The 22084-nt window shown below is 72.1% G+C and carries 19 protein-coding genes and 1 pseudogene; 9 read left to right on the top strand and 11 right to left on the bottom strand.

What is annotated here, in order from left to right; translation table 11 throughout:
* Positions 1–2 precede the first annotated feature (2 nt).
* The 7 genes from ACIP6W_RS14195 to ptsP all read right to left on the bottom strand — a co-directional run bounded on the left by ACIP6W_RS14195 (position 3) and on the right by ptsP (position 7476).
* Entirely contained in the window at positions 3–620 is a 618-nt protein-coding gene (locus ACIP6W_RS14195; protein ID WP_400430100.1) for a DUF805 domain-containing protein, read from the bottom strand.
* Positions 617–1231: a DUF805 domain-containing protein gene (locus ACIP6W_RS14190; protein WP_400430098.1), complete on the bottom strand. Its 615-nt coding sequence runs from the start codon at positions 1229–1231 to the stop codon at positions 617–619. The genes ACIP6W_RS14195 and ACIP6W_RS14190 overlap by 4 nt, the downstream gene beginning before the upstream one ends.
* A 64-nt stretch (positions 1232–1295) precedes the next feature.
* Positions 1296–2228 carry an NADP-dependent oxidoreductase gene (locus ACIP6W_RS14185; RefSeq protein WP_400430096.1) on the bottom strand — a complete coding sequence of 311 codons (933 nt, stop codon included), beginning with the start codon at positions 2226–2228 and terminating at the stop codon, positions 1296–1298.
* Between the two features lie 239 nt (positions 2229–2467).
* A complete protein-coding gene (locus ACIP6W_RS14180) occupies positions 2468–3622 on the bottom strand; it encodes a mannitol-1-phosphate 5-dehydrogenase (protein ID WP_400430094.1) in 1155 nt (384 codons plus the stop codon).
* Positions 3619–4056, bottom strand: a complete 438-nt coding sequence (locus tag ACIP6W_RS14175) for a PTS sugar transporter subunit IIA (protein ID WP_022907882.1) — start codon at positions 4054–4056, stop codon at positions 3619–3621. Before ACIP6W_RS14175 ends, ACIP6W_RS14180 begins: the two co-directional genes overlap by 4 nt.
* 75 nt (positions 4057–4131) lie before the next feature.
* Entirely contained in the window at positions 4132–5688 is a 1557-nt protein-coding gene (locus tag ACIP6W_RS14170) for a PTS mannitol transporter subunit IICB (protein WP_066655119.1), read from the bottom strand.
* Between the two features lie 132 nt (positions 5689–5820).
* Positions 5821–7476, bottom strand: coding sequence for a phosphoenolpyruvate--protein phosphotransferase (ptsP, locus tag ACIP6W_RS14165; protein WP_400339069.1), 1656 nt, complete (start codon positions 7474–7476; stop codon positions 5821–5823).
* A 261-nt stretch (positions 7477–7737) separates the two neighbouring features.
* Between ptsP and ACIP6W_RS14160 the strand changes: the two genes are divergently transcribed.
* The 9 genes and pseudogenes from ACIP6W_RS14160 to ACIP6W_RS14120 all read left to right on the top strand — a co-directional run bounded on the left by ACIP6W_RS14160 (position 7738) and on the right by ACIP6W_RS14120 (position 17114).
* Complete coding sequence (locus ACIP6W_RS14160) at positions 7738–8508, top strand: DeoR/GlpR family DNA-binding transcription regulator (RefSeq protein ID WP_058728882.1); 771 nt, start codon at positions 7738–7740, stop codon at positions 8506–8508.
* A 75-nt stretch (positions 8509–8583) separates the two neighbouring features.
* The gene (locus ACIP6W_RS14155) at positions 8584–8856 is read left to right on the top strand and encodes an HPr family phosphocarrier protein (protein WP_066655121.1); all 273 of its coding nucleotides are present in this window, start codon (positions 8584–8586) and stop codon (positions 8854–8856) included.
* 139 nt (positions 8857–8995) lie between these two features.
* Positions 8996–9838: an exodeoxyribonuclease III gene (locus ACIP6W_RS14150; RefSeq protein ID WP_066658424.1), complete on the top strand. Its 843-nt coding sequence runs from the start codon at positions 8996–8998 to the stop codon at positions 9836–9838.
* A 34-nt stretch (positions 9839–9872) separates the two neighbouring features.
* Positions 9873–10883, top strand: a complete 1011-nt coding sequence (gene trpS / locus ACIP6W_RS14145; RefSeq protein ID WP_111227094.1) for a tryptophan--tRNA ligase — start codon at positions 9873–9875, stop codon at positions 10881–10883.
* 11 nt (positions 10884–10894) lie between these two features.
* Complete coding sequence (locus tag ACIP6W_RS14140; protein ID WP_209685114.1) at positions 10895–11491, top strand: GNAT family N-acetyltransferase; 597 nt, start codon at positions 10895–10897, stop codon at positions 11489–11491.
* A 12-nt stretch (positions 11492–11503) separates the two neighbouring features.
* Positions 11504–12625, top strand: coding sequence for a bifunctional diaminohydroxyphosphoribosylaminopyrimidine deaminase/5-amino-6-(5-phosphoribosylamino)uracil reductase RibD (gene ribD, locus ACIP6W_RS14135; protein ID WP_081984948.1), 1122 nt, complete (start codon positions 11504–11506; stop codon positions 12623–12625).
* 29 nt (positions 12626–12654) lie between these two features.
* Positions 12655–13278, top strand: a pseudogene (gene ribA, locus ACIP6W_RS14130) (GTP cyclohydrolase II); the annotation flags it as partial.
* Positions 13279–13527: 249 nt separating this feature from the next.
* The gene (locus ACIP6W_RS14125; RefSeq protein WP_066655129.1) at positions 13528–14949 is read left to right on the top strand and encodes an MFS transporter; all 1422 of its coding nucleotides are present in this window, start codon (positions 13528–13530) and stop codon (positions 14947–14949) included.
* Between the two features lie 272 nt (positions 14950–15221).
* Positions 15222–17114: an ABC transporter ATP-binding protein gene (locus ACIP6W_RS14120; RefSeq protein WP_066658427.1), complete on the top strand. Its 1893-nt coding sequence runs from the start codon at positions 15222–15224 to the stop codon at positions 17112–17114.
* Positions 17115–17203: 89 nt separating this feature from the next.
* On the opposite strand, the gene ACIP6W_RS14115 is transcribed toward ACIP6W_RS14120, so the two are convergent.
* The 4 genes from ACIP6W_RS14115 to ACIP6W_RS14100 form a co-directional block, all read right to left on the bottom strand.
* Positions 17204–18625: an NAD-dependent succinate-semialdehyde dehydrogenase gene (locus tag ACIP6W_RS14115; RefSeq protein WP_066658430.1), complete on the bottom strand. Its 1422-nt coding sequence runs from the start codon at positions 18623–18625 to the stop codon at positions 17204–17206.
* 101 nt (positions 18626–18726) lie between these two features.
* Positions 18727–19347: an isochorismatase family protein gene (locus ACIP6W_RS14110; RefSeq protein ID WP_400430090.1), complete on the bottom strand. Its 621-nt coding sequence runs from the start codon at positions 19345–19347 to the stop codon at positions 18727–18729.
* Between the two features lie 40 nt (positions 19348–19387).
* Entirely contained in the window at positions 19388–20884 is a 1497-nt protein-coding gene (gene dacB / locus ACIP6W_RS14105) for a D-alanyl-D-alanine carboxypeptidase/D-alanyl-D-alanine-endopeptidase (protein WP_400430089.1), read from the bottom strand.
* Positions 20885–20957: 73 nt separating this feature from the next.
* A complete protein-coding gene (locus tag ACIP6W_RS14100) occupies positions 20958–21965 on the bottom strand; it encodes a Gfo/Idh/MocA family protein (protein WP_400430087.1) in 1008 nt (335 codons plus the stop codon).
* Positions 21966–22084 lie beyond the last annotated feature (119 nt).

Raw genomic sequence — 22084 nt, 5'->3', positions numbered from 1 at the left:
GGTCAGGCCGGCGGGCGGGGTGCGTCCGGCTGGTCGTACTGCGCCCCGGCGGGGCTCGGCTCGAGGCACCCGAAGACGATGCCGGCGACCCCAGCCGCGAAGGAGACCAGCCAGAAGGGGCCGGCGAGACCGGCGTCGTGCACGCGGCGCCAGCCGAGCGCGAGGGACGGGACGAACGTCGCGAGTCCCCACAGCCCGAGCAGCCCGGCGAACAGGAGCGCGACCGCCGGGAAGCCGCCGGTGGAGGTCGTGGTGCCGTACTCGTCCGTCGTGGTGGCACCGGCCGCCCAGACGAGGATCGAGGCGATGTACGCGCTGAACAGGACCGTCACCACGATGGCGTTCGCCAGGTACCACCACCAGAACTCACTGCGGCTCGCGCGTCCGTCGAACCGGGCGTACTTCTTCCAGAACCGGACGAAGGCGTCGAGGAACCCGGCGCCGTACCAGGGAGCCCAGAGCGGCGGGGCGCCGCTGGCGTCCGTCGGGATCGGCGCCTGCTGCTGGTACTGCGGGTACGGCTGGCCGTACGGCTGGTGCTGGGGGTAGGGCTGGCCGTACGGCTGCTGCTGCGGCTGCGGCTGCTCAGGGTTCCGGTCGTGCTGCTCGCCGTTGGTCATCGCGATCCCTCCGGTCGGTCGAAGCGGGCGCCTGCGGGCTTGGAGTCGAGCAGGGTGAAGACGAGGAGCGCGATCCCGCCGAAGAACGGGACCAGGCCGAGGAAGAAGAACGGGCCCGCCAGGTTCGCGTCGTGCAGGCGTCGCCACGCCAGGGCGATCGAGGGCAGCACGATCACGAGCATCCACAGGGTCCCCACGTACCCCATGATGAAGAACAGCGCGGACGGCTCGCTGACGACCGTCTCGACCCCGGACGGCGTCACGTACGTCTCGCGGCCGGACTGCGCGAAGCCGATGCCCCAGATCGCGCCCAGCACGACGGAGATCGCGACGTTCCAGAGGTACACCCACCAGAACTCGCTGCGGCTCGCGCGCCCGTCGAAGCGGACGTACTTCCTCCAGTAGCGCGCGTACGCCTGGACGAAGCCGATGCCGTACCAGGGTGCCCAGAGCGGAGGGCGCCCGTCCGGTCCCACCGGCGCCGAACGCTCGAACAGCGCCTGGCCCTGCGGTCGGAACTGCGGCGGCTGGTCGTACTGCGTCTGCTGGTACTGCGGTGCCGACGGTGGGCCCGTCGGTCCCGGTCGATCGGACGGTCGTTGGTCGCTCACGTGATCCCCCTCGTGGTGTTCGGTCGTGCGACGTACCCGTCGAGTCAACCAGAACCGAGTGCGCTCACGGGATCAGTGCGAGCTTGCCGCCCGGGTGCTGCGACTCGAGCAGCTCCGCCGCGGCCTTCGCCTCGGCCAGCGGGAACGTGCGCGCCACGGGCACCTCGAACTCCCCCGCCGCGGCGAGGTCGACCAGCCGCTGCCGCACGGAGTCCCGGAAGGCCTGGCTCTCCGGCTGCGCACCGCCCACCGCGGGGAAGCCGTCCTGCTGCGCGCGGCCGAAGGCCGCGATGGTCACGATGCGGGAGCGGTCGGCAACGAGTGCCAGCGACACGTCGACCGCCTCGTCCGTCCCGACGCAGTCCAGCGCCACGTCGACACCGGAGGGTGCGAGGTCCCGGACGCGCGCCTCCAGGCCGTCACCGTACGCGACCCACTCGCCCCCGAAGCGGCGGACGGTCTCGGCGTTGCGTTCCGAGGCGGTGCCGATGACGCGTGTGCCGAGCTGGCGGAGGAGCTGCAGGACGGCGACCCCGACCGCACCGGAGGCGCCGTGCACCAGGACCGTGTTGCGCCCCTCGGCACGGGTGACCCGGATCATGTCGGCGGCGGTGGTCCCGGCGAGCAGCAGGTTCGCGGCCTGCGGGTGGTCGAGCGACGCGGGCTTGGCGAAGACGTCCGCGGCCGGGACGGTGATGCGCTCGGCCCAGCCGCCCTCGACCCGGAAGGCGAGGACCTCTTCGCCGACCGCTCCCCCGCCCGAGGCGATCTCGGTGCCGGGGCCGACCGCGCTGATCACGCCGGACACCTCGTACCCGACCGCGATCGGCAGGTCGGACGGGTCGCCCTGCCGGGTGTGCTTCGTGTCGGCGGGGTTCATGCCGGCGGCACGGACGTCGATCGTGACCGCGCCGGTGCCGGGGGCGGGCACCTCGACGTCGACGTACTCGAGGACCTCGCTGCCGCCGAACTCGGGGGCGACCCAGTGCTTCGTCATGGGGTGGACGCTACGCTCCGGGACCGGCCTGCCCTCAGGTCCGGGCGGCGCCGCAGCGTGACGGCGGCGTCTCGTCGAGACGCCGCCGGGTCGGCGAGACACCGTCGGATCCGGCTGCGTCTCGCGGGCAGCACGGCGTCTCGCGGGCAGCGCGGCGTCTCGCGGGCGGCGCGGTACCCGGACGCACGGGAGGCGCGGTGCCGGCCGGCACCGCGCCTCCAGAGCGTCGTGTCGTCGCGTCAGCCGCGCGCCGACCGCACCCGGTCGGTGAACGCCGCGTGCAGCGGGTGCTGCGCGTCGAGCCCGGTGATCTCCGTCGCCACGTCGGCGTCCGAGCGGTCCGAACGCAGCAGCTGCTGCAGCTCGACGCTCTGCTCGTCGTCGGCGGCGTCGAAGCGCAGCGCGGCGCCCATCGCGTCGAGCAGCGCGGTCGGCTCGGTACCGTCCTCGGCGAGGGCGGCCGCGGGCGAGACGAAGCGCTCGTCACGCGACAGCTTGCGGAGCGGCTGCCGACCGACGCGGGTGACCGTGTCGGGCAGGTGCGGGTTCTCGAAGCGGCCGATGATCGCCTGCACGTACGAGCGGTGCACCTCGGGGTCCAGCTCGTGACGACGCACCAGCAGGTCGCTCGTCTCGGCGAGCACCGACTCGAGCTCCGACCGCACGGCCGGGATCGCGATCGCGTCCGAGATCTTGTCGGCGCCGGCGAGGAAGCCGTGGTACGCGACCGTGGCGTGTCCGGTGTTCACCGTGAAGAGCTTGCGCTCGATCGACGCGGCGAGCCCGTCGACGTAGTGCGCACCGGGGATCTCCGGCTCGTTCCCGCCGAAGGGCGTGCGGTCGATGGCCCACTCGAAGTACGTCTCGACCGTCACGTCGAGGCCGGCGCCCTCGGGCTGGGCCGGGACGATCCGGTCGACGGCGGTGTTCGCGAACACGGCCTTGGCCAGGGCCTCGTCGCGCGACTCGGCCGGGAGCGCCTCGACGATGAACTCGCGCAGGCGGTCGGTCGCGTTGATCGCGTTCTCGCACGCCATGACGGCGAGGGGCGCGGCACCCGCGACGCGCTGCTGGAGCGCCTTCGCGATGACCGGGGCGATGAACTTCAGGACGGTCGGCCCGACGGCGCAGGTCACGATGTCGGCGGCGGCGACCTCGGCGACCACGCCGGCCTCGTCCTGCGCGCTGTTCACGGCACGGAAGCCGGTGACCTCGTGGTCCTGTGCGCCCTGGCCGACCTCGTGCACGGTGTACGAGTCGGCGGCGGCGAGGGCGTCGATGAGCGGCGCGGCGACGTCCGCGAAGACGACCTCGTAGCCAGCTTCGTGGAGCAGGAGCCCGACGAAGCCGCGCCCGATGTTGCCGGCGCCGAAGTGGACGGCGGTCCCGGTCACTCGTTGACCTCACCGAGGATCGACAGGATCGCGGCGGTGTCCGGCGCGTCGGTGAGCTTCTGGACCTCGTCCTCGTCCGAGAACACGATCGCGATCTTCGACAGGATGTCGAGGTGCTCGTTGTTCACGCCGGCGATGCCGACGACGAAGCGCACGGGGTTGCCGTCCCAGTCGATCGGGGTGGCGTAGCGGATGAACGACAGGGCCGAGGACTTGATGGCGTCCTTGGCGTCGTTCGTGCCGTGCGGGATGGCGAGGAAGTTCCCCATGTACGTCGAGACGCTCTTCTCACGCTCGAGCATCGCCGGGTAGTAGTCCGCCGTGACCGCGCCCGCAGCCTCGAGGATCTCGGCCGCCTCCTTCATCGCCTCCGACTTGGTCGGGGCGGTGTCCTCGGTGTGGATGCGGATCTGGCTCTCCTGCAGGACGGGCATCGGGGTTCTCCTTGTTCTCGACGGACGTGGTGGAGGGGACGGGTTCGCACCCGTCCCCTCCGATACTGCACTTCGTTACTGGTTCTTGAGCTGGTCGACGACCTGGTCGTACTGCGGCGCGTTCATGAAGTTGCCGACCGACACGTGCTGTGCGTTCGGGTTCTTCTGCTTCGCACGGTCGGTCAGTTCCTCCTGCGTGATGATCAGGTCCTCGGTGCCGTCGAGGTTCGCGATCGCCTTGTTGACGACCGTGACGCCCTCGATGCCCGCCTTCTTGACCTTGTTGCGCAGGACGCTGGCGCCCATGGCGCTCGAGCCCATGCCCGCATCGCAGGCGAATACGACGCTCTCGACCCGGGTCGCCGTCGCGGTGGACGCCGAACCGACGCCACCGAGCGCGGCCTCGGCCTCCTCGTCGTTGGCCGGCGCGTTGTTGCCGAGCAGGCCCGAGGTCGCGGCGTTGACGTCGCGGCCCTTGTTGGCCTGGAGCTTCGCCATCGCGGCGCTCATGTCGCCACCGTTGTTCGCCAGGTCACGCTTGCGGCTGGCGAGCAGGAAGAACGAGGCCACCGCGAACGAGACCGCCGCGGACAGGATCACCGAGAGGATGACGCCGACGTAGCTGTCCTTCGCCGTGGCGGTGAGGACGGCGATGATCGAACCGGGCGAAGCCGGCGCGACCAGGCCGGACTGGAACGCGACGTTGGTCGCGACACCGGTCGCACCGCCGAGGATGACGGCGAGGAACAGGACCGGCTTCTGCAGCACGTACGGGAAGTAGATCTCGTGGATGCCGCCGAAGAACTGGATGAGGATCGCACCGGGAGCGGTCGAGCGGGCGATGCCGACACCGAAGAAGGTGAAGGCGAGCAGGATGCCGAGACCCGGGCCGGGGTTCGCCTCGAGCAGGAACAGGATGCTCTTGCCCGACTCCTGGACCTGCTGCGCACCGAGCTGGTCGAGCACGCCGTGGTTGATCGCGTTGTTCAGGAAGAAGACCTTGGCGGGCTCGATGATGACGCTGGCGAGCGGCAGGAGCGAGCTGTCGACCAGGAACTTCACCGCGGCACCGAGGCCCTCGGCGATGAGCTTGAACAGCGGCGCGAGCCAGAAGAAGCCGACGAGCGCGAGCACGAAGCCGAGGATGCCGGCCGCGTAGTTGTTCACGAGCATCTCGAAGCCGGGCTTGATCTTGCCGTCCCAGATCTTGTCGATCTGCTTGATGAGCCACGCGCCGAGCGGGCCGCAGATCATCGCGCCGAGGATCATGATCGTGCCGTTGGCGCCGATGATCACACCCATCGCCATGATCGACCCGACGACGGCGCCGCGGGTCTCGTAGATCATCCGGCCGCCCTGGAAGGCGATCGCGAGCGGGATGAGGTAGGTCAGGATCGGGCCGACGAGACCGATGTTGGCCACGCCGTCGGTCTCACCGAAACCGCCGAGGACGCCCACGGGCGTCCACCCGGTCTCGATGAAGAAGGCGGTGATGAGGCCCCACGCGATGAAGATCGCGATGTTCGGCATCACCATGCCGGAGAGGAACGTGCCGAACTTCTGGACGGCGACGCGTGCGCCGCCCCGCGACTTCGCGGGTGCGTCGGGCGCTGCAACGGACGACGTTGTCATGTGCCTGGCTTTCTGTGATGGGTGCTGCTGCGGTGTGAAGGGGTGCTGGTGCTGGTGCTGCGGTGGTGCTGGTGCTGCGGTGGTGCTGGTGCTGCGGTGGTGCGGGTGCTGCGTGGGGTGGAGCTGGTCGGGTCAGACGGCGTGCGCGGCAGCCGCGGCGGACTTGGCCGCCGCCGCGGTGCTCGCGGCGAGTGCCGCCTTCGCCATCTCGCGGGCCTGCTCGAGCGAGTGCTTGCCGAGTTCGGCGCGCACGTCGGCCAGGGCCGCGGGGGTCATGGACAGGGTGGTGGCGCCGAGGCCGACGAGCACGACGGCGAGCAGCGGGTCGGCCGCGGCCTCGCCGCAGATGCCCACGGCCTTGCCCGCGTCGGCGCCGGCCGCACCGAGCTGTGCGACGAGGCGCAGCACGGCGGGGTGCCACGGGTCCTGGTAGGACGCGACGGTGCCGAGCATGCGGTCGGCGGCCATCGTGTACTGGGTCAGGTCGTTCGTGCCGATCGACACGAAGTCGGCGTTCGTGAAGACCTGCTCGGCCATGAGTGCGAGCGAGGGCACCTCGGCCATGACACCGGCGGTGCGGATGCCGAGCTCGCGGGCCAGGTCGACGAAGTACTCGGTCTCCTCGGCGTCGGCGACCATCGGCGCCATCACCCAGAGGTCGGCCTCGGTCGCCGCGTCGGCCTGGGCGAGCGCGGTGAGCTGGTCGCGGAGGACCTCCTCGTGGTTCCGCAGCGCGCGCAGTCCGCGACGGCCGAGCGCCGGGTTCTCCTCGTCCTTGTCGGTGAGGAAGGGCAGCGGCTTGTCGGCGCCGGCGTCGAGCGCGCGGACGACGACCTTCTTGCCGGGGAACGCCTCGAGCAGCTGGCGGTAGGACTCGGTCTGTTGCTCGACGGTCGGCGCCTTCGGCGAGTCGAGGAAGAGGAACTCGGTGCGGAAGAGCCCCACGCCCTCCGCACCGAGAGCAACGGCGCCGGCGGCGTCGGCGGGGCTGCCGAGGTTCGCGAGCAGCGGGACGGTGTGGCCGTCGGCGAGTGCACCGGCGGTCAGCGGTGCGGCGGCAGCGGCGAGGCGGTCCGCGATGCGCTGGTCGACGTCGGCCACGAGCTCGGTGGACGGGTCGGTGACGACGGTGCCGGCCGCGGCGTCCACGACGACGTGGGTGCCGTCGGACAGGTCGTCGGCGCCGGTGACGCCGACGATCGCGGTGATGCCCTTGGCACGGGCGAGGATCGCGGTGTGGGAGGTCGGGCCGCCGTCACGGGTGACGAGGGCGAGCACCTTGTCGAGGTCGAGCAGCGCGGTGTCGGCCGGCGCCAGGTCACGGGCGACGAGGACGAAGGGGGTGTCCGACTCGGGGACGCCCGGGGCGGGGACACCGCGGAGCTTCGCGATGATGCGCTGTGCCACGTCGTCGAGGTCGGCCGCGCGCTCCCCCATGTAGCCGCCCATGCCGACGAGGAGGTCACGGAACTGGCCGAACGCCTCGAACACCGCACGCTCGGCGTTGGTGCCGCCGTCGATGCGGGCGTGCACGTCGTCGAGGAGCGTCGGGTCCTGCGCCATGAGCGCCTGCGCCTCGAGCACGGCCTGGGCGTCGCCGCCGGCGAGCTGTCCGCGCTTGTTGAGGTCCTCGGCCACGGCCGCGAGCGCCTCGGCGACGGCGTGCTTCGCATCGTCCGCCGTGCCGGCCAGCGCGTCCTTCGAGGGTTCGCCGAGCGGGTCCGCCATGCGGAGCACGGGGCCGTGGGCGACGCCACGGCCGACGCCGGTGCCGAGCAGTTCGGACATTCGAGACTCCTTCATCTCCACGCGCTCACGGTGGGGGTGGTTCGTTCGGTGCGCAGCGACACGAACGGACCACGCCCGTGCGGCTTGGCAGCACACTACCCCGATCCGCGTTGACAAACAAACACATCCGGGGATAAAAATGCAGAAACAGATGCCCGTTTGCGTCTGGTGGACGAAGTGATCCGGACGGATCCGGCGCCGATCTGCCCGAGCATGCCCGTTCTGTTCCGAGCAGACCGATCGACCGAGACGACGAGGTTCATGTACGCACCAGAGCGCCACCAGCGCATCGTCGAACGCGCCAGGTCGCAGGGACGGGTCGACGTGAAGGACCTCGCCGAGCTGCTCGAGGTCACGCCCGAGACCATCCGTCGTGACCTCACCAGCCTGGAGCGGCGTGGGCTCGTCCGTCGTGCACACGGTGGCGCGATCCCCGTCGAGCGGATCACCCTGCACCCGGGCGTCGGCGACCGCGGCGGCATCAACCAGGCCGAGAAGATGGTCATCGCCGAGGCGGCCCTCGCCGAGCTGCCGGAGAACGGCTCGGTGATGATCGACGCCGGGACCTCGACGATCTGCCTGGCCGAGATGCTCCCCACCGACCGCGGGCTCACCGTCGTGACCCACTCGCTGCCGGTCGCCATGGCCGTCGCGAACCGGTCCGGCATCGACCTGCACCTGCTCGGCGGCAACATCCGGAGCGACTCGCTCGCCGGCGTCGGCACGTGGACGCACCAGCTCATCGGCATGGTGAGCGTCGACGTCGCCTTCATCAGCATCAACGGCATCACGCCCGAGCGCGGGCTGACGACCCACAACATGGCCGAGGCCGCCGTGAAGAGCGCGATGATCAAGTCCGCCCGCCGGAGCATCCTGCTCGCGGACCACACCAAGTTCGGCCGCGAGGAGTTCGGCCGCGTCGCGCCGCTCGCCGCGATCGACACGATCATCACCGACCCCGGCGTGAACGCCGACCTCGTGCGCGAGGTCGAGGCCGCCGGCACCGAGGTCCTCTGGCCCGGTCGCGACTGACCGGCGCCGGTCCCCGGGACCGCCCACCACGCGCTCGCTAGCATGAGCGCACCACCCGTCGACAGGAGTCCATCGATGTCCGAAGCCACCCGCACCGTCACCGTCGCCAGCGCGTCCGGCCTGCACGCCCGCCCCGCGTCCCTCTTCGTCCAGACCGTCACCGCGTCCGGTCACCAGGTGACGATCGCCAAGGGCGACAAGTCCGGCAACGCGGGCAGCATCCTCGCGCTCCTCGGCCTGGGCATCGAGAACGGCGACGAGGTCACCCTCACGGTGACCGGCGACGACGCCGAGACGACGGCCGACAGCCTGGTCGAGTTCCTGCAGACGGACCACGACGCGGCCTGAGCAGGTCGGTCGCGCGACGCGACCACGTGACGGACGGGAGGCACGGTGCCAGCTGGCACCGTGCCTCCCGTCCGTCTGTCGCGACCCACGGCGACGGGCTGCGACGGAGCCGTCGGCCCGCGTCGGTAGGGTGGTCGGCATGACACGCCTGCGCCTCGCATCCGTCAACGTGAACGGCGTCCGCGCCGCGTTCCGGAAGGGCATGGGCGACTGGCTCGCCACCCGCGACGTCGACGTGCTCGCCCTGCAGGAGGTCCGTGCCTCGACCGACGACCTGGCGGGGCTGCTCGGCGACGAGTGGGACATCGTGCACGACCCCGCGACGGCGAAGGGCCGCGCGGGGGTGGCGATCGCCTCGCGGCACCGGGCGCACGTCCACCGCGTCGAGCTCGGGCCGTCCGACTTCGACTCCGCCGGGCGCTGGATCGAGGCCGACTACGAGCTCGACGGCACCACGGTCACGGTGGTGTCCTGCTACGTCCACTCGGGCGAGGTCGACACCCCCAAGCAGGACGAGAAGTGGAAGTTCCTCGACGGGATGACCGAGCGGCTCCCCGCGCTGCGCGAGCACAACCCGCTCGCGGTCGTCGTCGGCGACCTCAACGTCGGGCACGACCAGCGCGACATCAAGAACTGGAAGGGCAACGTCAAGCGCGCCGGCTTCCTGCCGCGGGAGCGCGCCTACTTCTCGCGGTTCTTCGGCGCCGAGGGCGAGCAGGTCGAGGGCGCCGACGGGTCCACCGCGCCGGGTCTCGGCTGGGTCGACGTCGGCCGTGAGCAGGCCGGCGACGTCGACGGTCCCTACACGTGGTGGTCGTGGCGCGGGCAGGCGTTCGACAACGACTCCGGATGGCGCATCGACTACCAGGTGGCCACCCCCGACCTCGCCGCGAAGGTCACGAGCTGCACGGTCGACCGCGCTGCGGCGTACGACCAGCGATGGTCCGACCACGCCCCCGTGGTCGTCGACTACGAGCTCTGACCCCTTCCCCTCCACGCAGTACAGGAACACCCTCATGACCAAGACGCGCATCTTCTCGGGCATCCAGCCGTCGGCCGGATCCCTCCACCTCGGCAACTACGTCGGGGCGCTCATGCAGTGGCGCGACCTGCAGGACGACCACGACGCCATCTACTGCGTGGTCGACATGCACGCGATCACGTCCCCGCAGGACCCCGCGGAGCTCCGCGCGAGCACCCGGGCCACCGCGGCGCAGTACATCGCCTCCGGCATCGACCCGACGAAGTCGACCCTGTTCGTACAGTCGCACGTGCCGGCGCACGCCGAACTCGCCTGGGTGCTGAACACCCTGACGGGGTTCGGCGAGGCGAGCCGCATGACCCAGTTCAAGGACAAGTCGGCACGGCAGGGCGCCGAGGCGGCCTCGGTCGGGCTCTTCACGTACCCGATCCTCATGGCGGCGGACATCCTGCTCTACGACACCGCCGTGGTGCCGGTCGGCGACGACCAGCGACAGCACGTCGAGCTGACGCGGGACCTGGCGACCCGGTTCAACTCCCGCTTCGGCGACACCTTCGTCGTCCCGAAGGCGCAGATCGGCACCGAGACCGCACGCATCTACGACCTGCAGGACCCGACGAGCAAGATGAGCAAGTCCGCCGCGTCGGACAACGGCCTCATCCGCCTGCTCGACGACCCGAAGCGCACCGCGAAGAAGATCCGCTCCGCCGTCACCGACACCGAGCGCGAGATCCGGGCCGACCGCCAGGAGAAGCCCGGCGTGACCAACCTGCTCGCGATCCTGTCGGCGTTCACGCGCACCCCGGTCGCGTCGCTCGAGGAACAGTTCGTCGGCAAGGGCTACGGCGACCTCAAGGGTGCCGTGGCCGACGCCGTCGTCGCCGAGCTCGAGCCCGTGCGCGCCCGGACGCTCGAACTGCTCGACGACCCTGCGGAGCTCGACCGGCTGCTCGCCGTCGGCGCCGAGCGTGCCGAGTCCATCGCGCAGGCCACGCTCGCCCGCGTGTACGACCGCATCGGCTTCGTGCCCCGCTCGCGCGGCTGACGATGCTCCCCGTGACGCTGTCGTCGGACCGGGTGCACCTCACGGTGCCGACCCGGTCCGACACCGCGGCCATCACGCGGGGCTGCCAGGACCCGTCGGTCGTGCGGTGGACGACCGTCCCGACGCCGTACACGGACCGCGACGCGCAGACCTTCGTCGACGCGCTGGTCGGCCCGGGGTGGGCGTCCGACCGCGAGTACACGTGGGGCATCCGGCGCCCGGGGTCGACGTGGCTCGAGGGTGTGGTGTCGTTCCGCACCGAGCACCGCGACCTCGGCTTCTGGCTCGCACCGACGGCCCGAGGCCAGGGCCTGATGCACGCGGCGGTGGAGCTCGTCGTCGCGTGGGCGTTCTCCCAGGGGGCGCCCGACGTGTACTGGGAGTGCTACGAGGGCAACGTCGGCTCCGCCTCGGTGGCCCGCGCCGGCGGCTTCGCGTTCACGGGCACCGGGACCGCCCGGATCCCCGACCGGGACGGCGGGCCGACGACCGCGTGGACCGGCCTCCGTCGCGCCGACGGCGTCCCTGCGTCCGACCTGCCCTGGCCCGCGGCGTCGTTCGCTGACAGGGGACAGCAAGGTGACGCGTCATCGACGCCTCGTCGGTAGTGTCGGAGCGTGATGTCGCCGTCCGACCCGCGCGCCCGCCCCGAGGAACTCCGGGCGATGCGCCGCGCCCTCGAGCTCGCCGCGCTCGGACCGGTCGTCGGTGACCACGCCCGCGTCGGTGCCGTGCTGCTCTCCCCCGCCGGGGACGTCCTCGCCGAGGGCTGGCACAAGGGCGCGGGGACCCCGCACGCCGAGGTCGACGCGATGGCGAAGGTGCCCGCTGAACAGCTGCGGGGCGCCACCGCCGTCGTGACGCTCGAGCCGTGCAACCACGTCGGTCGCACCGGCCCCTGCGCGCTCGCCCTGATCGAGGCCGGCGTCGGCCGCGTCGTCTACGCCGTCGACGACCCGGGTGAGCAGGCGAGCGGCGGGGCCGAGCGGCTGCGGACGTCCGGCGTCGAGGTCGTCAGCGGCGTCCTCGCCGACGAGGCCGAGGCGTTCCTCGAGCGCTGGCTGCTGTCCGTCCGCACCGGGCGCCCGTGGGTGACCGTGAAGTGGGCGTCGAGCCTCGACGGTCGCGCGGCCGCCGCCGACGGCACGAGCAAGTGGATCACCGGCGCGGCAGCCCGACAGCACGTGCACGAGCAGCGTGCCGCCCACGACGCGATCCTGGTCGGCACCGGCACCGTGCTCGCCGACGACCCGAGCCTCACCGCACGCGGCGACGCCGGCGAACTGCTCGCCGACCAGCCGCTCCCCGTCGTCGTCGGCGACCGCCCGGTACCCGACGACGCGGCCGTCCGACGCCACCCACGCGGCCTGCTCGCCCTGCCGGGGCACGACCTCGCCGCCGCGCTGCGCACCCTGCGTGACCACGGCGTGCACAGCGTCCTCGTCGAGGGCGGTCCCACCGTGGCCTCGGCGCTCGTCGCCGCGGGCCTCGTCGACGAGCTGCTCGTGTACCTCGCGCCCGTGCTGCTCGGTGGCCCGCGCGTCGCGATCGGTGACGTCGGCGTGGGAAGCATCGGCGACCGCCACCCGTTGGACATCACATCGACCACCAGCCTGGGACCCGACCTCCTGGTCCGCGCTCGACCCCACCGCGCCCGGACCGCCCGTGCCGACGACGCGACGTCGACGGCCGCGACGACCAGGACCGCCGACCAGGCACAGAACGACCGGAGCACCCCATGACCGACGCCCTCACCTCCCCCACCCCGGGCAGCCCGGTGCAGTTCGAGGTCGCGACCACCGTCCCGACCACCCACGGCACGTTCGAGATGCGGGCCTACCGCGACCTCGTCACGAGCGCCGAGCACGTCGCGATCATCGCCGCGCTGCCCGACGGATCGGCCCCCGGGGACGACGCCCTGGTCCGCGTGCACTCGGAGTGCCTGACCGGCGAGGCGTTCGGGTCGCTGAAGTGCGAGTGCGGGCCGCAGCTCGACGCCGCGCTCGACACCATCGCCACCGAGGGCGGGGTCGTGATCTACCTGCGCGGGCAGGAGGGACGCGGCATCGGGCTGATCAACAAGCTCAAGGCCTACCGCCTGCAGGAGGACGGTCTCGACACGCTCGACGCGAACCTCGCGCTCGGACTGCCGGCCGACTCCCGCGAGTACGGCGGCGCGGCGGGCATCCTCACCGACCTCGGCATCGCCCGCGTCCGACTGCTCTCGAACAACCCCGAGAAGCGTCGGCAGCTCGAGGAGCACGGCATCGCGGTGTCGTCGCTGGTCCCGCTCGTGGTCGGCGTCGTCGCGCAGAACGCCGGGTACCTCGACACCAAGCGCGACCGCATGGGCCACCAGCTGCCCGCGCACCTGGAGACCGGCGCGACCAGCTGACGGGGATGGCCGGCTGACGGCGGTGGCCGGCTGACGGACGCTCCGCGGCGCGCGGACGCTGCCACGGGCCTCCCGGCCGATTTCCAGCTGCGCGACGGGTGTCGTAAGGTGAGGGTTCCGTCACGAGCGGTCCACCACCCACCGAACGCACCCGGTCCGAGCCCGCGCCACCCCGCGCGACCGACCGGTGTCCGCAGCCTCGGTACACCGCCGCGCTCCTCGTGAGTGCTCCCCTCGGAGTCCCCGTACATGACCGCCGCCCCGGCACCCGCCGCCACGACCGACACGAAGGCCACCGGCAACCCGCGCTCCCGCGTGATCATCGCCAGCCTCGTCGGAACCTCCATCGAGTTCTACGACTTCTACGTCTACGCGACCGCCGCCGTCCTCGTCTTCCCCACGCTGTTCTTCCCCAACGAGGACCCGACGGCCTCGCAGCTGTCGTCCTTCGTCACGTTCGCCCTGGCGTTCTTCGCCCGCCCGGTGGGGTCGATCGTCTTCGGCCACTTCGGCGACCGTGTCGGTCGCAAGGCCACCCTCGTCGCGTCGCTGCTCGTGATGGGGACCGCCACGTTCCTGATCGGCTGCCTGCCGACCTTCGCGTCGATCGGCATCTGGGCACCGGTCCTGCTCGCCGTGATGCGCTTCGCCCAGGGCGTCGGGCTCGGCGGCGAGTGGTCCGGCGCGGCGCTGCTCGCGACCGAGAACGCGCCGAAGGGCAAGCGCGGTGTGTTCGGGTCGATGCCGCAGCTCGGCGCCCCGATCGGCTTCCTGCTCGCGAACGGCCTGTTCATCGCGATCAACGCCGCGATGCCCGCCGGCGCGGACGGCACCCCGAACGCCGACTTCCAGGCGTGGGGCTGGCGCATCCCGTTCCTGCTCTCGGCCGTCCTCGTGATCGTCGGCCTCTACGTCCGGTTCAAGCTCGTCGAGTCCACGGTGTTCCGCGGCGTGCAGGAGTCCGGCTCGGTCGCCAAGGTGCCGCTCGGACGGGTGTTCCGCACCTCGTGGAAGGCCCTGATCGTCGGCACCTTCGGCATGGTCGCGACCTACGTGCTCTTCTACTTCATGACGACGTTCACGCTGTCCTACGGCACCACCGCCGCCGAGGCCGGCCCGCTGGTGCCGAAGGTCGGCCTCGGGTACAGCCGGGGCGAGTTCCTCACGCTGCTCATGATCGGCGTCGTGTTCTTCGGCGTCTTCACCCCGATCGCCGGGTGGCTCGCCGACAGGTACGGCCGCCGACGCACGCTGATCCCCACCACGATCGGCATCGCCCTGTTCGGCCTGACGTTCCAGTTCTGGTTCGCCGCGTCGACCGGGCCGATCACCGTCGTCACGTTCCTGGTCGTGGGGCTCTCGCTCATGGGCCTGACGTTCGGTCCGATGGGGGCCCTGCTGCCGGAGCTCTTCCCGACGAACGTCCGCTACACCGGGTCGGCGATCGCCTACAACGTGGCGTCGATCCTCGGGGCGTCGCTCGCGCCGACGATCGCCCTGGCGCTGTGGCAGCCGGACGGCACGATCGTCTGGGTCGGGCTCTACCTGACGCTCGCCGCCGTGGTGACCGTGGTCGCGCTCTTCTTCGTCCGTGAGACGAAGGGTGCGGGGCTCGACGAGGCCGACGCCGCCGGTTCGCCGGACGCTGCTCCGGCAGACGTGCGGGCGTGACCGGCGCGTCCTGACGCGACCACCCGACGGACGGGAGGCGCGGTGCCGGTCCGGCACCGCGCCTCCCGTCCGTCGCGTCCGGCGTCGCGCGCGCGATGTCGCCTGCGCGTGCTGCCGCTGTGGGACGACACCCCCGACGTCGTCCGACAGCGGGGATGTCGTTCAACGGCGAGACGACCAACACGACGCCGCGCACCACGCTCCCACGGGACGGTGCGAAGATGGACGACGGCCGCCAGCACACCCCGCACGGGCGGCAGGAACCAGGAACGATGAGCCTCTTCTCCGCACGCCGCAAGCCGTCCGAGGGCCCACGGGCGAGCTTCGGCCGCCTGCTGACCTACCTGTTCGAGAACAAGCCCGCGATGGCCCTGATCATCGTGCTGAGCGTCCTCGGAGCCGGCGCCTCGCTCGCGCAGCCGTTGCTCGTCAACCAGGTCGTCACCGCCGTGCAGCACGGCGAGACGCTCTCGATCCTGGTCTGGGCGCTCGTCGCCCTCGTGCTCGTCTCGGGCGTGCTGAACGGCGTGCAGCACTTCCTGCTCCAGCGCGCCGGTGAGGGCGTGGTGCTCTCCACCCGCCGCAAGCTCATCGCGCGGATCCTCAACCTGCCGATCTCGGAGTTCGACACCCGCCGCACCGGCGACCTCGTGTCCCGCGTCGGCAGCGACACGACGCTCCTGCGCGCCGTGCTCACGCAGGGACTCATCGAGTCGATCGGTGGCGCCCTGACGTTCGTCGGCGCGATCATCGCCATGGCGGTCATCGACCCCCTGCTCCTCGGCATCACCGTCGTCATCGTCCTCGTCGCGATCGTCGTCGTCGGCGGGCTCAGCCGACGCATCCGCGTCGCGTCGAAGCGTGCCCAGGAGAAGGTCGGCGACCTGACCGCGGCGGTCGAGCGGGGCATCGGTGCCGTCCGCACGATCCGTGCCGCCGGGGCCACCGGCCGCGAGGTCGCCGAGGTCGACGGACACGCCACCGAGGCCTACCGCCGCGGCCTGGACATCGCGAAGATGTCGGCGTTCGTGGTGCCGGTCGCGAGCATCGTGATGCAGGTCGCGTTCATCGCCGTGCTCGGGGTCGGGGGTGCACAGGTCGCCGCGGGGCAGATCACCATCGCCACGCTGATCACCTTCATCCTGCTGCTCTTCATGATGGTCATGCCGCTCGGGCAGGCCCTCGGCGCAGCCGTCGCGGTCGCGCAGGCACTCGGCGCCCTCGGCCGCATCGAGGAGATCCTGCACCTGCCGACGGAGGACCAGGACGACGGTGCCGTCCGGGTCGCCGCGGCGACGGAGACCGACGACGCGATCGCGTTCGAGCACGTGACGTTCCGGTACGCGCGGGCTGCGGATGCGACGGGCGCGGACGGAGCGTCGGGCGCGGACGGCGCGACGGGCGCGGACGGCGCGACGGGCGCGGGCAGCGCGACGGACCGGTCGGGAGGCTCGGGTGCCGTCGACGCCGCACCCTCCGCCGAGGACGTGGTGCTGGACGACGTGTCGTTCCGCGTGCCCCGCGGCGCGCGGGTGGCGCTGGTCGGCCCCTCCGGGGCCGGCAAGTCCACGACGCTCGCGCTCATCGAGCGCTTCTACGACCCGACCTCGGGCGTGATCCGGCTCGGCGGCGTCGACGTCCGCGGGCTCGACCGCGCCGAGCTCCGCGCGCAGATCGGGTACGTCGAGCAGGACGCCCCCGTGCTCGCCGGCACCATCCGGGCGAACCTGCTGCTCGGCTCCCCCGACGCGTCCGAGGCCGAGTGCGTCCGGGTGCTCGAGGCCGTCAACCTCGGCGACGTGCTGCACCGCGACCCCCGCGGGCTCGACGCCCAGGTCGGTGAGGACGGCGTCATGCTGTCCGGCGGTGAGCGGCAACGGCTCGCGATCGCCCGAGCGCTGCTCGCCGCTCCCCCGATCCTGCTGCTCGACGAGTCGACGTCCTCGCTCGACGGGGTGAACGAGCAGAAGATGCGGCTCGCGATCGACGCCGTCGCGGCCGACCGGACGCTGCTCGTCATCGCCCACCGGCTGTCGACCGTCGTCGACTCCGACGTCATCGTCGTGCTCGAGCACGGTCGTGTCGTCGGCACGGGCACGCACTCGGAGCTCGTGCAGTCCACCCCGCTCTACCGCGACCTCGCGAAGCACCAGCTGCTCGTCTGACGTCGATCCCGCGGAACGCAACGTCGGCGGTTCCTCGCAGGGCTGTACCGCTGCGAGGAACCGCCGACGTTGCGTCGTGCGGAGGGGGGTCAGGCGGCGAAGGGGTCCGGCGTGAGGACGTAGACCGACTCCAGGTACTCCTCGAGGCCCTCGTGCGAACCCTCGCGGCCGAGCCCCGAGGACTTCACCCCGCCGAACGGGAACGCCGCGTTCGACACGACGCCCGTGTTCAGCCCGAGCATGCCCGTCTCGAGACGCTCGGCGAGCCGCTGACCGCGCCGGAGGTCGGTCGTGAACGCGTACGCGACGAGCCCGTACTCGGTGTCGTTCGCGAGGCGGATGCCCTCCTCCTCGGTGGCGAACCGCGTGATCGACACGACCGGCCCGAAGATCTCGGTGGTGAGGATGTCCGACCCCGGCGGGACCTCGTCGAGCACCGTCGGTGCGTAGAACGTGCCCGGACGGTCGACCCGCTCCCCGCCGGTCACGAGCCGGGCACCCCGCTGCACGGCGTCGTCGACGAGCCCGGCGGCCTTGTCCACGGCGCGGTCGTCGATCAGCGGACCGATGGTGGTCCCGTCCTCGGTGCCCCGGCCGATCCGCAGTCCGTCGACCTTCGCGGTGAGCGCCGCGGTGAAGGCCTCGGCGATGCCCTCCTGCACGAAGAAGCGGTTCGCCGCCGTGCAGGCCTCGCCGACGTTGCGGAACTTCGCCTGCATGGCCGCCGTGACCGCCTCGTCGAGGTCGGCGTCGTCGAAGACGAGGAGCGGAGCGTTGCCGCCGAGCTCCATGCTCGTCTTGAGGACGTTGTCGGCGGCCTGCTTGAGGAGTGCCGATCCGACCGGCGTCGAACCGGTGAAGGTGAGCTTGCGCAGTCGGCGGTCGGCGATGATCGGCTCCGACAGCGCCTTCGCATCGCGCGAGGGCACCACGTTGAGCACCCCGTCGGGCAGCCCGGCGCGGCGGAACAACTCGACCAGGAAGAGCGTCGTGAGCGGCGTGAGGTCCGCCGGCTTCAGCACGACCGTGCAGCCGGCCGCGAGTGCCGGGCCGATCTTGCGCGTCGCCATCGCGAGGGGGAAGTTCCACGGCGTGATCGCGTAGACGGGACCGACGGGGCGCCGGAGCACGATGCCGCGTCCGGTGCCCTCCGGGTTGGTGCGGTAGTCACCCGAGATGCGGACGGCCTCCTCCGAGAACCACCGGAGGAACTCGCTGCCGTAGGCGACCTCGCCCCGGGACTCGGCGAGGGGCTTCCCCATCTCGAGCGTCATCAGGGCGGCGAGGTCGTCCTCGTGCTCGTGGGCCAGGTCGAACGCCCGGCGGAGGATGTCCGACCGTCGCCGCGGCGCGGTCGAGGCCCAGGCCTCCTGCGCGGCCACGGCGGCGTCGAGGGCGGCGATGCCGTCCTCGGGCGTCGCGTCGGCGACCTCGGCGAGGACCTCGCCCGTGCTGGGGTCGCGGACGGGGAAGGTCGCGCCGCCGCTCGCGGCGCGCCAGGAGCCGCCGATGAGGAGTCCGGTGGGGACGTCGGCGACGGTGACGTGGTCGTCCGAGACGGTGGTGGTCGGGCCGGCCGGGGTGGGTCCGCTGGTCGTGGTGGTGGGTGCGGTCACAGTACTGCTCCTCCGGGGTTCGCGAGCCCCTCGTCCATGTCGCTGTGGTCGACGTGCCCGCCGACCGCGCTGATCTCGTCCAGGGCCCGTGCGCTGCGGTCCGGGTCCACGCCGGCCGAGAGGTCGTCGTAGACGGCGACGTCGTACCCGGCGGCTCGCGCGTCGAGCGCCGTGGCGCGCACGCAGTGGTCGGTGGCGATGCCGACGATGTCCACCGTCGTCACCCGACGGTCGGCGAGGAGGTCCGGCAGCGCGGTGCCGTCGTCCGTGCTCGCCTGGAACGCCGAGTAGTCCGGCCGGCCCCGCCCCTTGAACACGTCGACGTCGATGACGCTCGTGTCGAGGTCCGGGTGGTACGCCGCACCCGGCGTGCCGCCGACGCAGTGCACCGGCCACGTGTCCACGAAGTCCGGCCCCTCGGGTCCGGCGAAGTGTCCGCCGTTGTCGTCGTCGCCGTGGTGCCAGTCGCGGGAGCCGACGATGAGGTCGTACTCGTCCGCGTGCCGACGGAGGAACGCGCTGATGCGCTCCGCGACGGCCGCGCCCCCGGTCACACCGAGCGCGCCGCCCTCCGTGAAGTCGTTCTGGACGTCGACGACGAGCAGTGCCCTGGCCATGCACCCATCCTGCACCCGGCACCCTGCGGCTGCGTGGACGTCAGGACGAGGTCAGGCTCCCACCGCACCGGTACGTCGCCGCGGTGACGGCGTCGAGCGCCGGCAGTGCCGCGGCACGCGGGGACCCGATCGCGTAGAACGCGAAGGTGAGGCGTCGGCCGTCCGCCGCGTCGATGTACCCGCCGAGCGTGTTCGCGCTGTCGATCCACCCGGTCTTCGCGTGCACCTTGCCGCGCGCGACCGCGTTCTCCCCCGTGAACCGGCTCGACAGGGTGCCGGACACGCCGGCGACGGGGAGCACCCCGGACAGCACGCCGAGGCCCTTCTCGCCCGCGGCGACCGCGACCATGAGGTGGGCGACGAAGGACGGCGACACCGCGTTCGCCGCGCTCTCCCCCGAGCCGTCCTTGATCGTGATGCCCGCGGGATCGACGCCGTAGCCGGCGAGTGCCTCCTGGTAGACGCCGGTCAGCGACGCCGCCGACCCGCCTGCACCGGACTCCTTCGACGAGACGCGCGCCAGCATCTCGGCCAGGGTGTTGTCGGAGTTCGGGATCATCTGCCCGATCAGCGTCGACACCGGCTGCGAGGAGACCGAGGCGATCTGGTCCGTGCTCGTGGTCGCGCGCTGCACCACCTGCGCGTTCCCGGCTCCTGCGACGCCCGCGTTCGCCAGTGCCGTGCGGAAGGCTGCTCCGGCGCGACCGACCGGGTCGGTGGAGCGGGGCGAGATCGCAGCGGCCGGGTTCGCCCGGTCGCCGTCGACCATGAGCGCGGTGACCCGGGGCTGGTACCCGATGGTGCGCTCGCTCTCCGGCCAGGTCGGGTCCCACGCGTCGGCGTCGTCCCAGTAGCTGTCGTCGGCGACGATCGTCGTCACCGGGGCGTCACCGAGGGCCGCCTTCACCTGCTGTGCGAGCTGCGCGAGGGTCGGCGCGCCCGGGTACACCGTGCCGTTGCCGGCCGAGAGCGTCGCATCGCCGTGACCGACGAGCGCGACGGTGCCGTCGGCCTCCTTCGTCACCGTGGTCGGGATGCGGTGGTCGCCGCCGAGGACCGCGAGGGCCGTGGCGCTCGTCAGCGTCTTCATCACGCTGCCGGTCTGTGCCGCCTCCTCCCCGTTCCGCGAGAACAGCGTCTCCCCGGACTCCGCGTCCATGACGAAGCCCTCGAAGGACCCGAGGCCGGCTGCCGAGGCCGCGGCGTCGATCGTGCAGGTCCGCAGGGCCGACGGGCCGGCGGCGTCGTCCGGCACCGAGCGGGACTCGTCCGTCGGCGTCGCACTCGGTGTCGCGGAGCTCCGGGGCGTGTCCGACGGCGCGGGCGTCGCGGCGGCCGACCGCGTCGCCGCGGACGGGCGGGACGGCATCGTCGCGGCAGCCACGGCGACCGAGGCGCCCGAGCCCAGCAGGAGGACACCGACGAGACCACCGGCGATCCACGGGACCGGTCGGCGAGCCGCGGAGCGGCGCAGGGACCCGACGGCGCCGCGGAGGCGTGCCGGGACGGACTTCGACGTGGGCTGCTGGTCGGACATCGCGACCGATCCTACGGAACCGCGGGAGGAGCCTCCAGACCGGATCGGTCGCCGGCGCACCCGCCGGCGCACGTCAGTCGTCCGACGGCGCGTCCGATCCGTCGTCGTCGGCCGCGTAGCGGACGCCCACCTGCCGACGGGCCTCGTCCATGACGGCCGTGATCGCGATCGTCTCCTCGGGGTCCATCGGGCCACCCTCGTGCGTCCCGGAGATGACCATCGCCTCGAACGCACGCGCCTCGTGGGCGTAGCCGGCGAGCTCCTCGCGCGAGTCGAACTCCTCGAGGACCGTGCCGTCGCGGTCACGGAGCCGCCACGTGGTGGGCGTGTACCAGGTGTCGTCGAGGTCGATGCGCCCGTCCTCGCCGATGATCGACGCGGTGTTCGGGCTCCGCAGGTCCAGGCTGAAGTGGATCATCGACTGGGCACCGCCCTCGTGGGTGAGCACCAGGCCCATCTGGGTGTCGACGCCCTGGTCGCTCAGCGTGCCCACGGCCGTGACCGCGGTCGGCACACCGAGCACGTCCACCGCGAACGAGATCGGGTACACGCCGAGGTCGAGGATCGCGCCGCCGCCGAGCGCCGGGTCGTTCAGCCGGTGGCGGGGATCGCTGGGCAGGGCCTGGTGGTGGGTGGCCTCGACCAGGCGCGGGCGTCCGATGCGCCCCTCGGCCACGAGCTCGCGGATCATCCGCATCTGCGGCAGGAAGCGGGTCCACATCGCCTCGGTCACGGCGACGTCGGCGCGGCGGGCGGCGTCGACCACCCGACGCGCCTCGGCCGCGGTGATGGTGAACGCCTTCTCGACCAGGACGTGCTTGCCGGCGTCGATCGCGAGCAGGGCGTCCTCGGCGTGACGCGAGTGCGGTGTGGCGACGTAGACGGCGTCGACGTCCGGGTCGGCGACCAGGTCCGCGTAGGAGCCGTGCGCGCGGGCGATGCCGTGCTCGGCGGCGAAGGCCTCGGCGGACTCGCGCGTGCGGCTCCCCACCGCGACGAAGTCGATCCCCGCGGCGGTGCAGTCCGCCACGAACGAGTGGGCGATGCCGCCCGTACCGATGACTCCCCAGCGAACCGTCATGCCACCTGTCTACCAGCCGGTCGCCGGGCGACGACGCGGCGGGCACCTGTACGGACCCACATGGACCACTCGGCTGACCGACAACTAGCGTGCTGCTGTCCCCCGATCGGGGGCGGTCC

The sequence above is a fragment of the Curtobacterium sp. NPDC088465 genome, assembly GCF_044753165.1.
Lineage (GTDB): Bacteria > Actinomycetota > Actinomycetes > Actinomycetales > Microbacteriaceae > Curtobacterium.
Note: the sequence above shows the minus strand (reverse complement) of the source record. Positions and strands in the feature narration are given on the sequence as shown.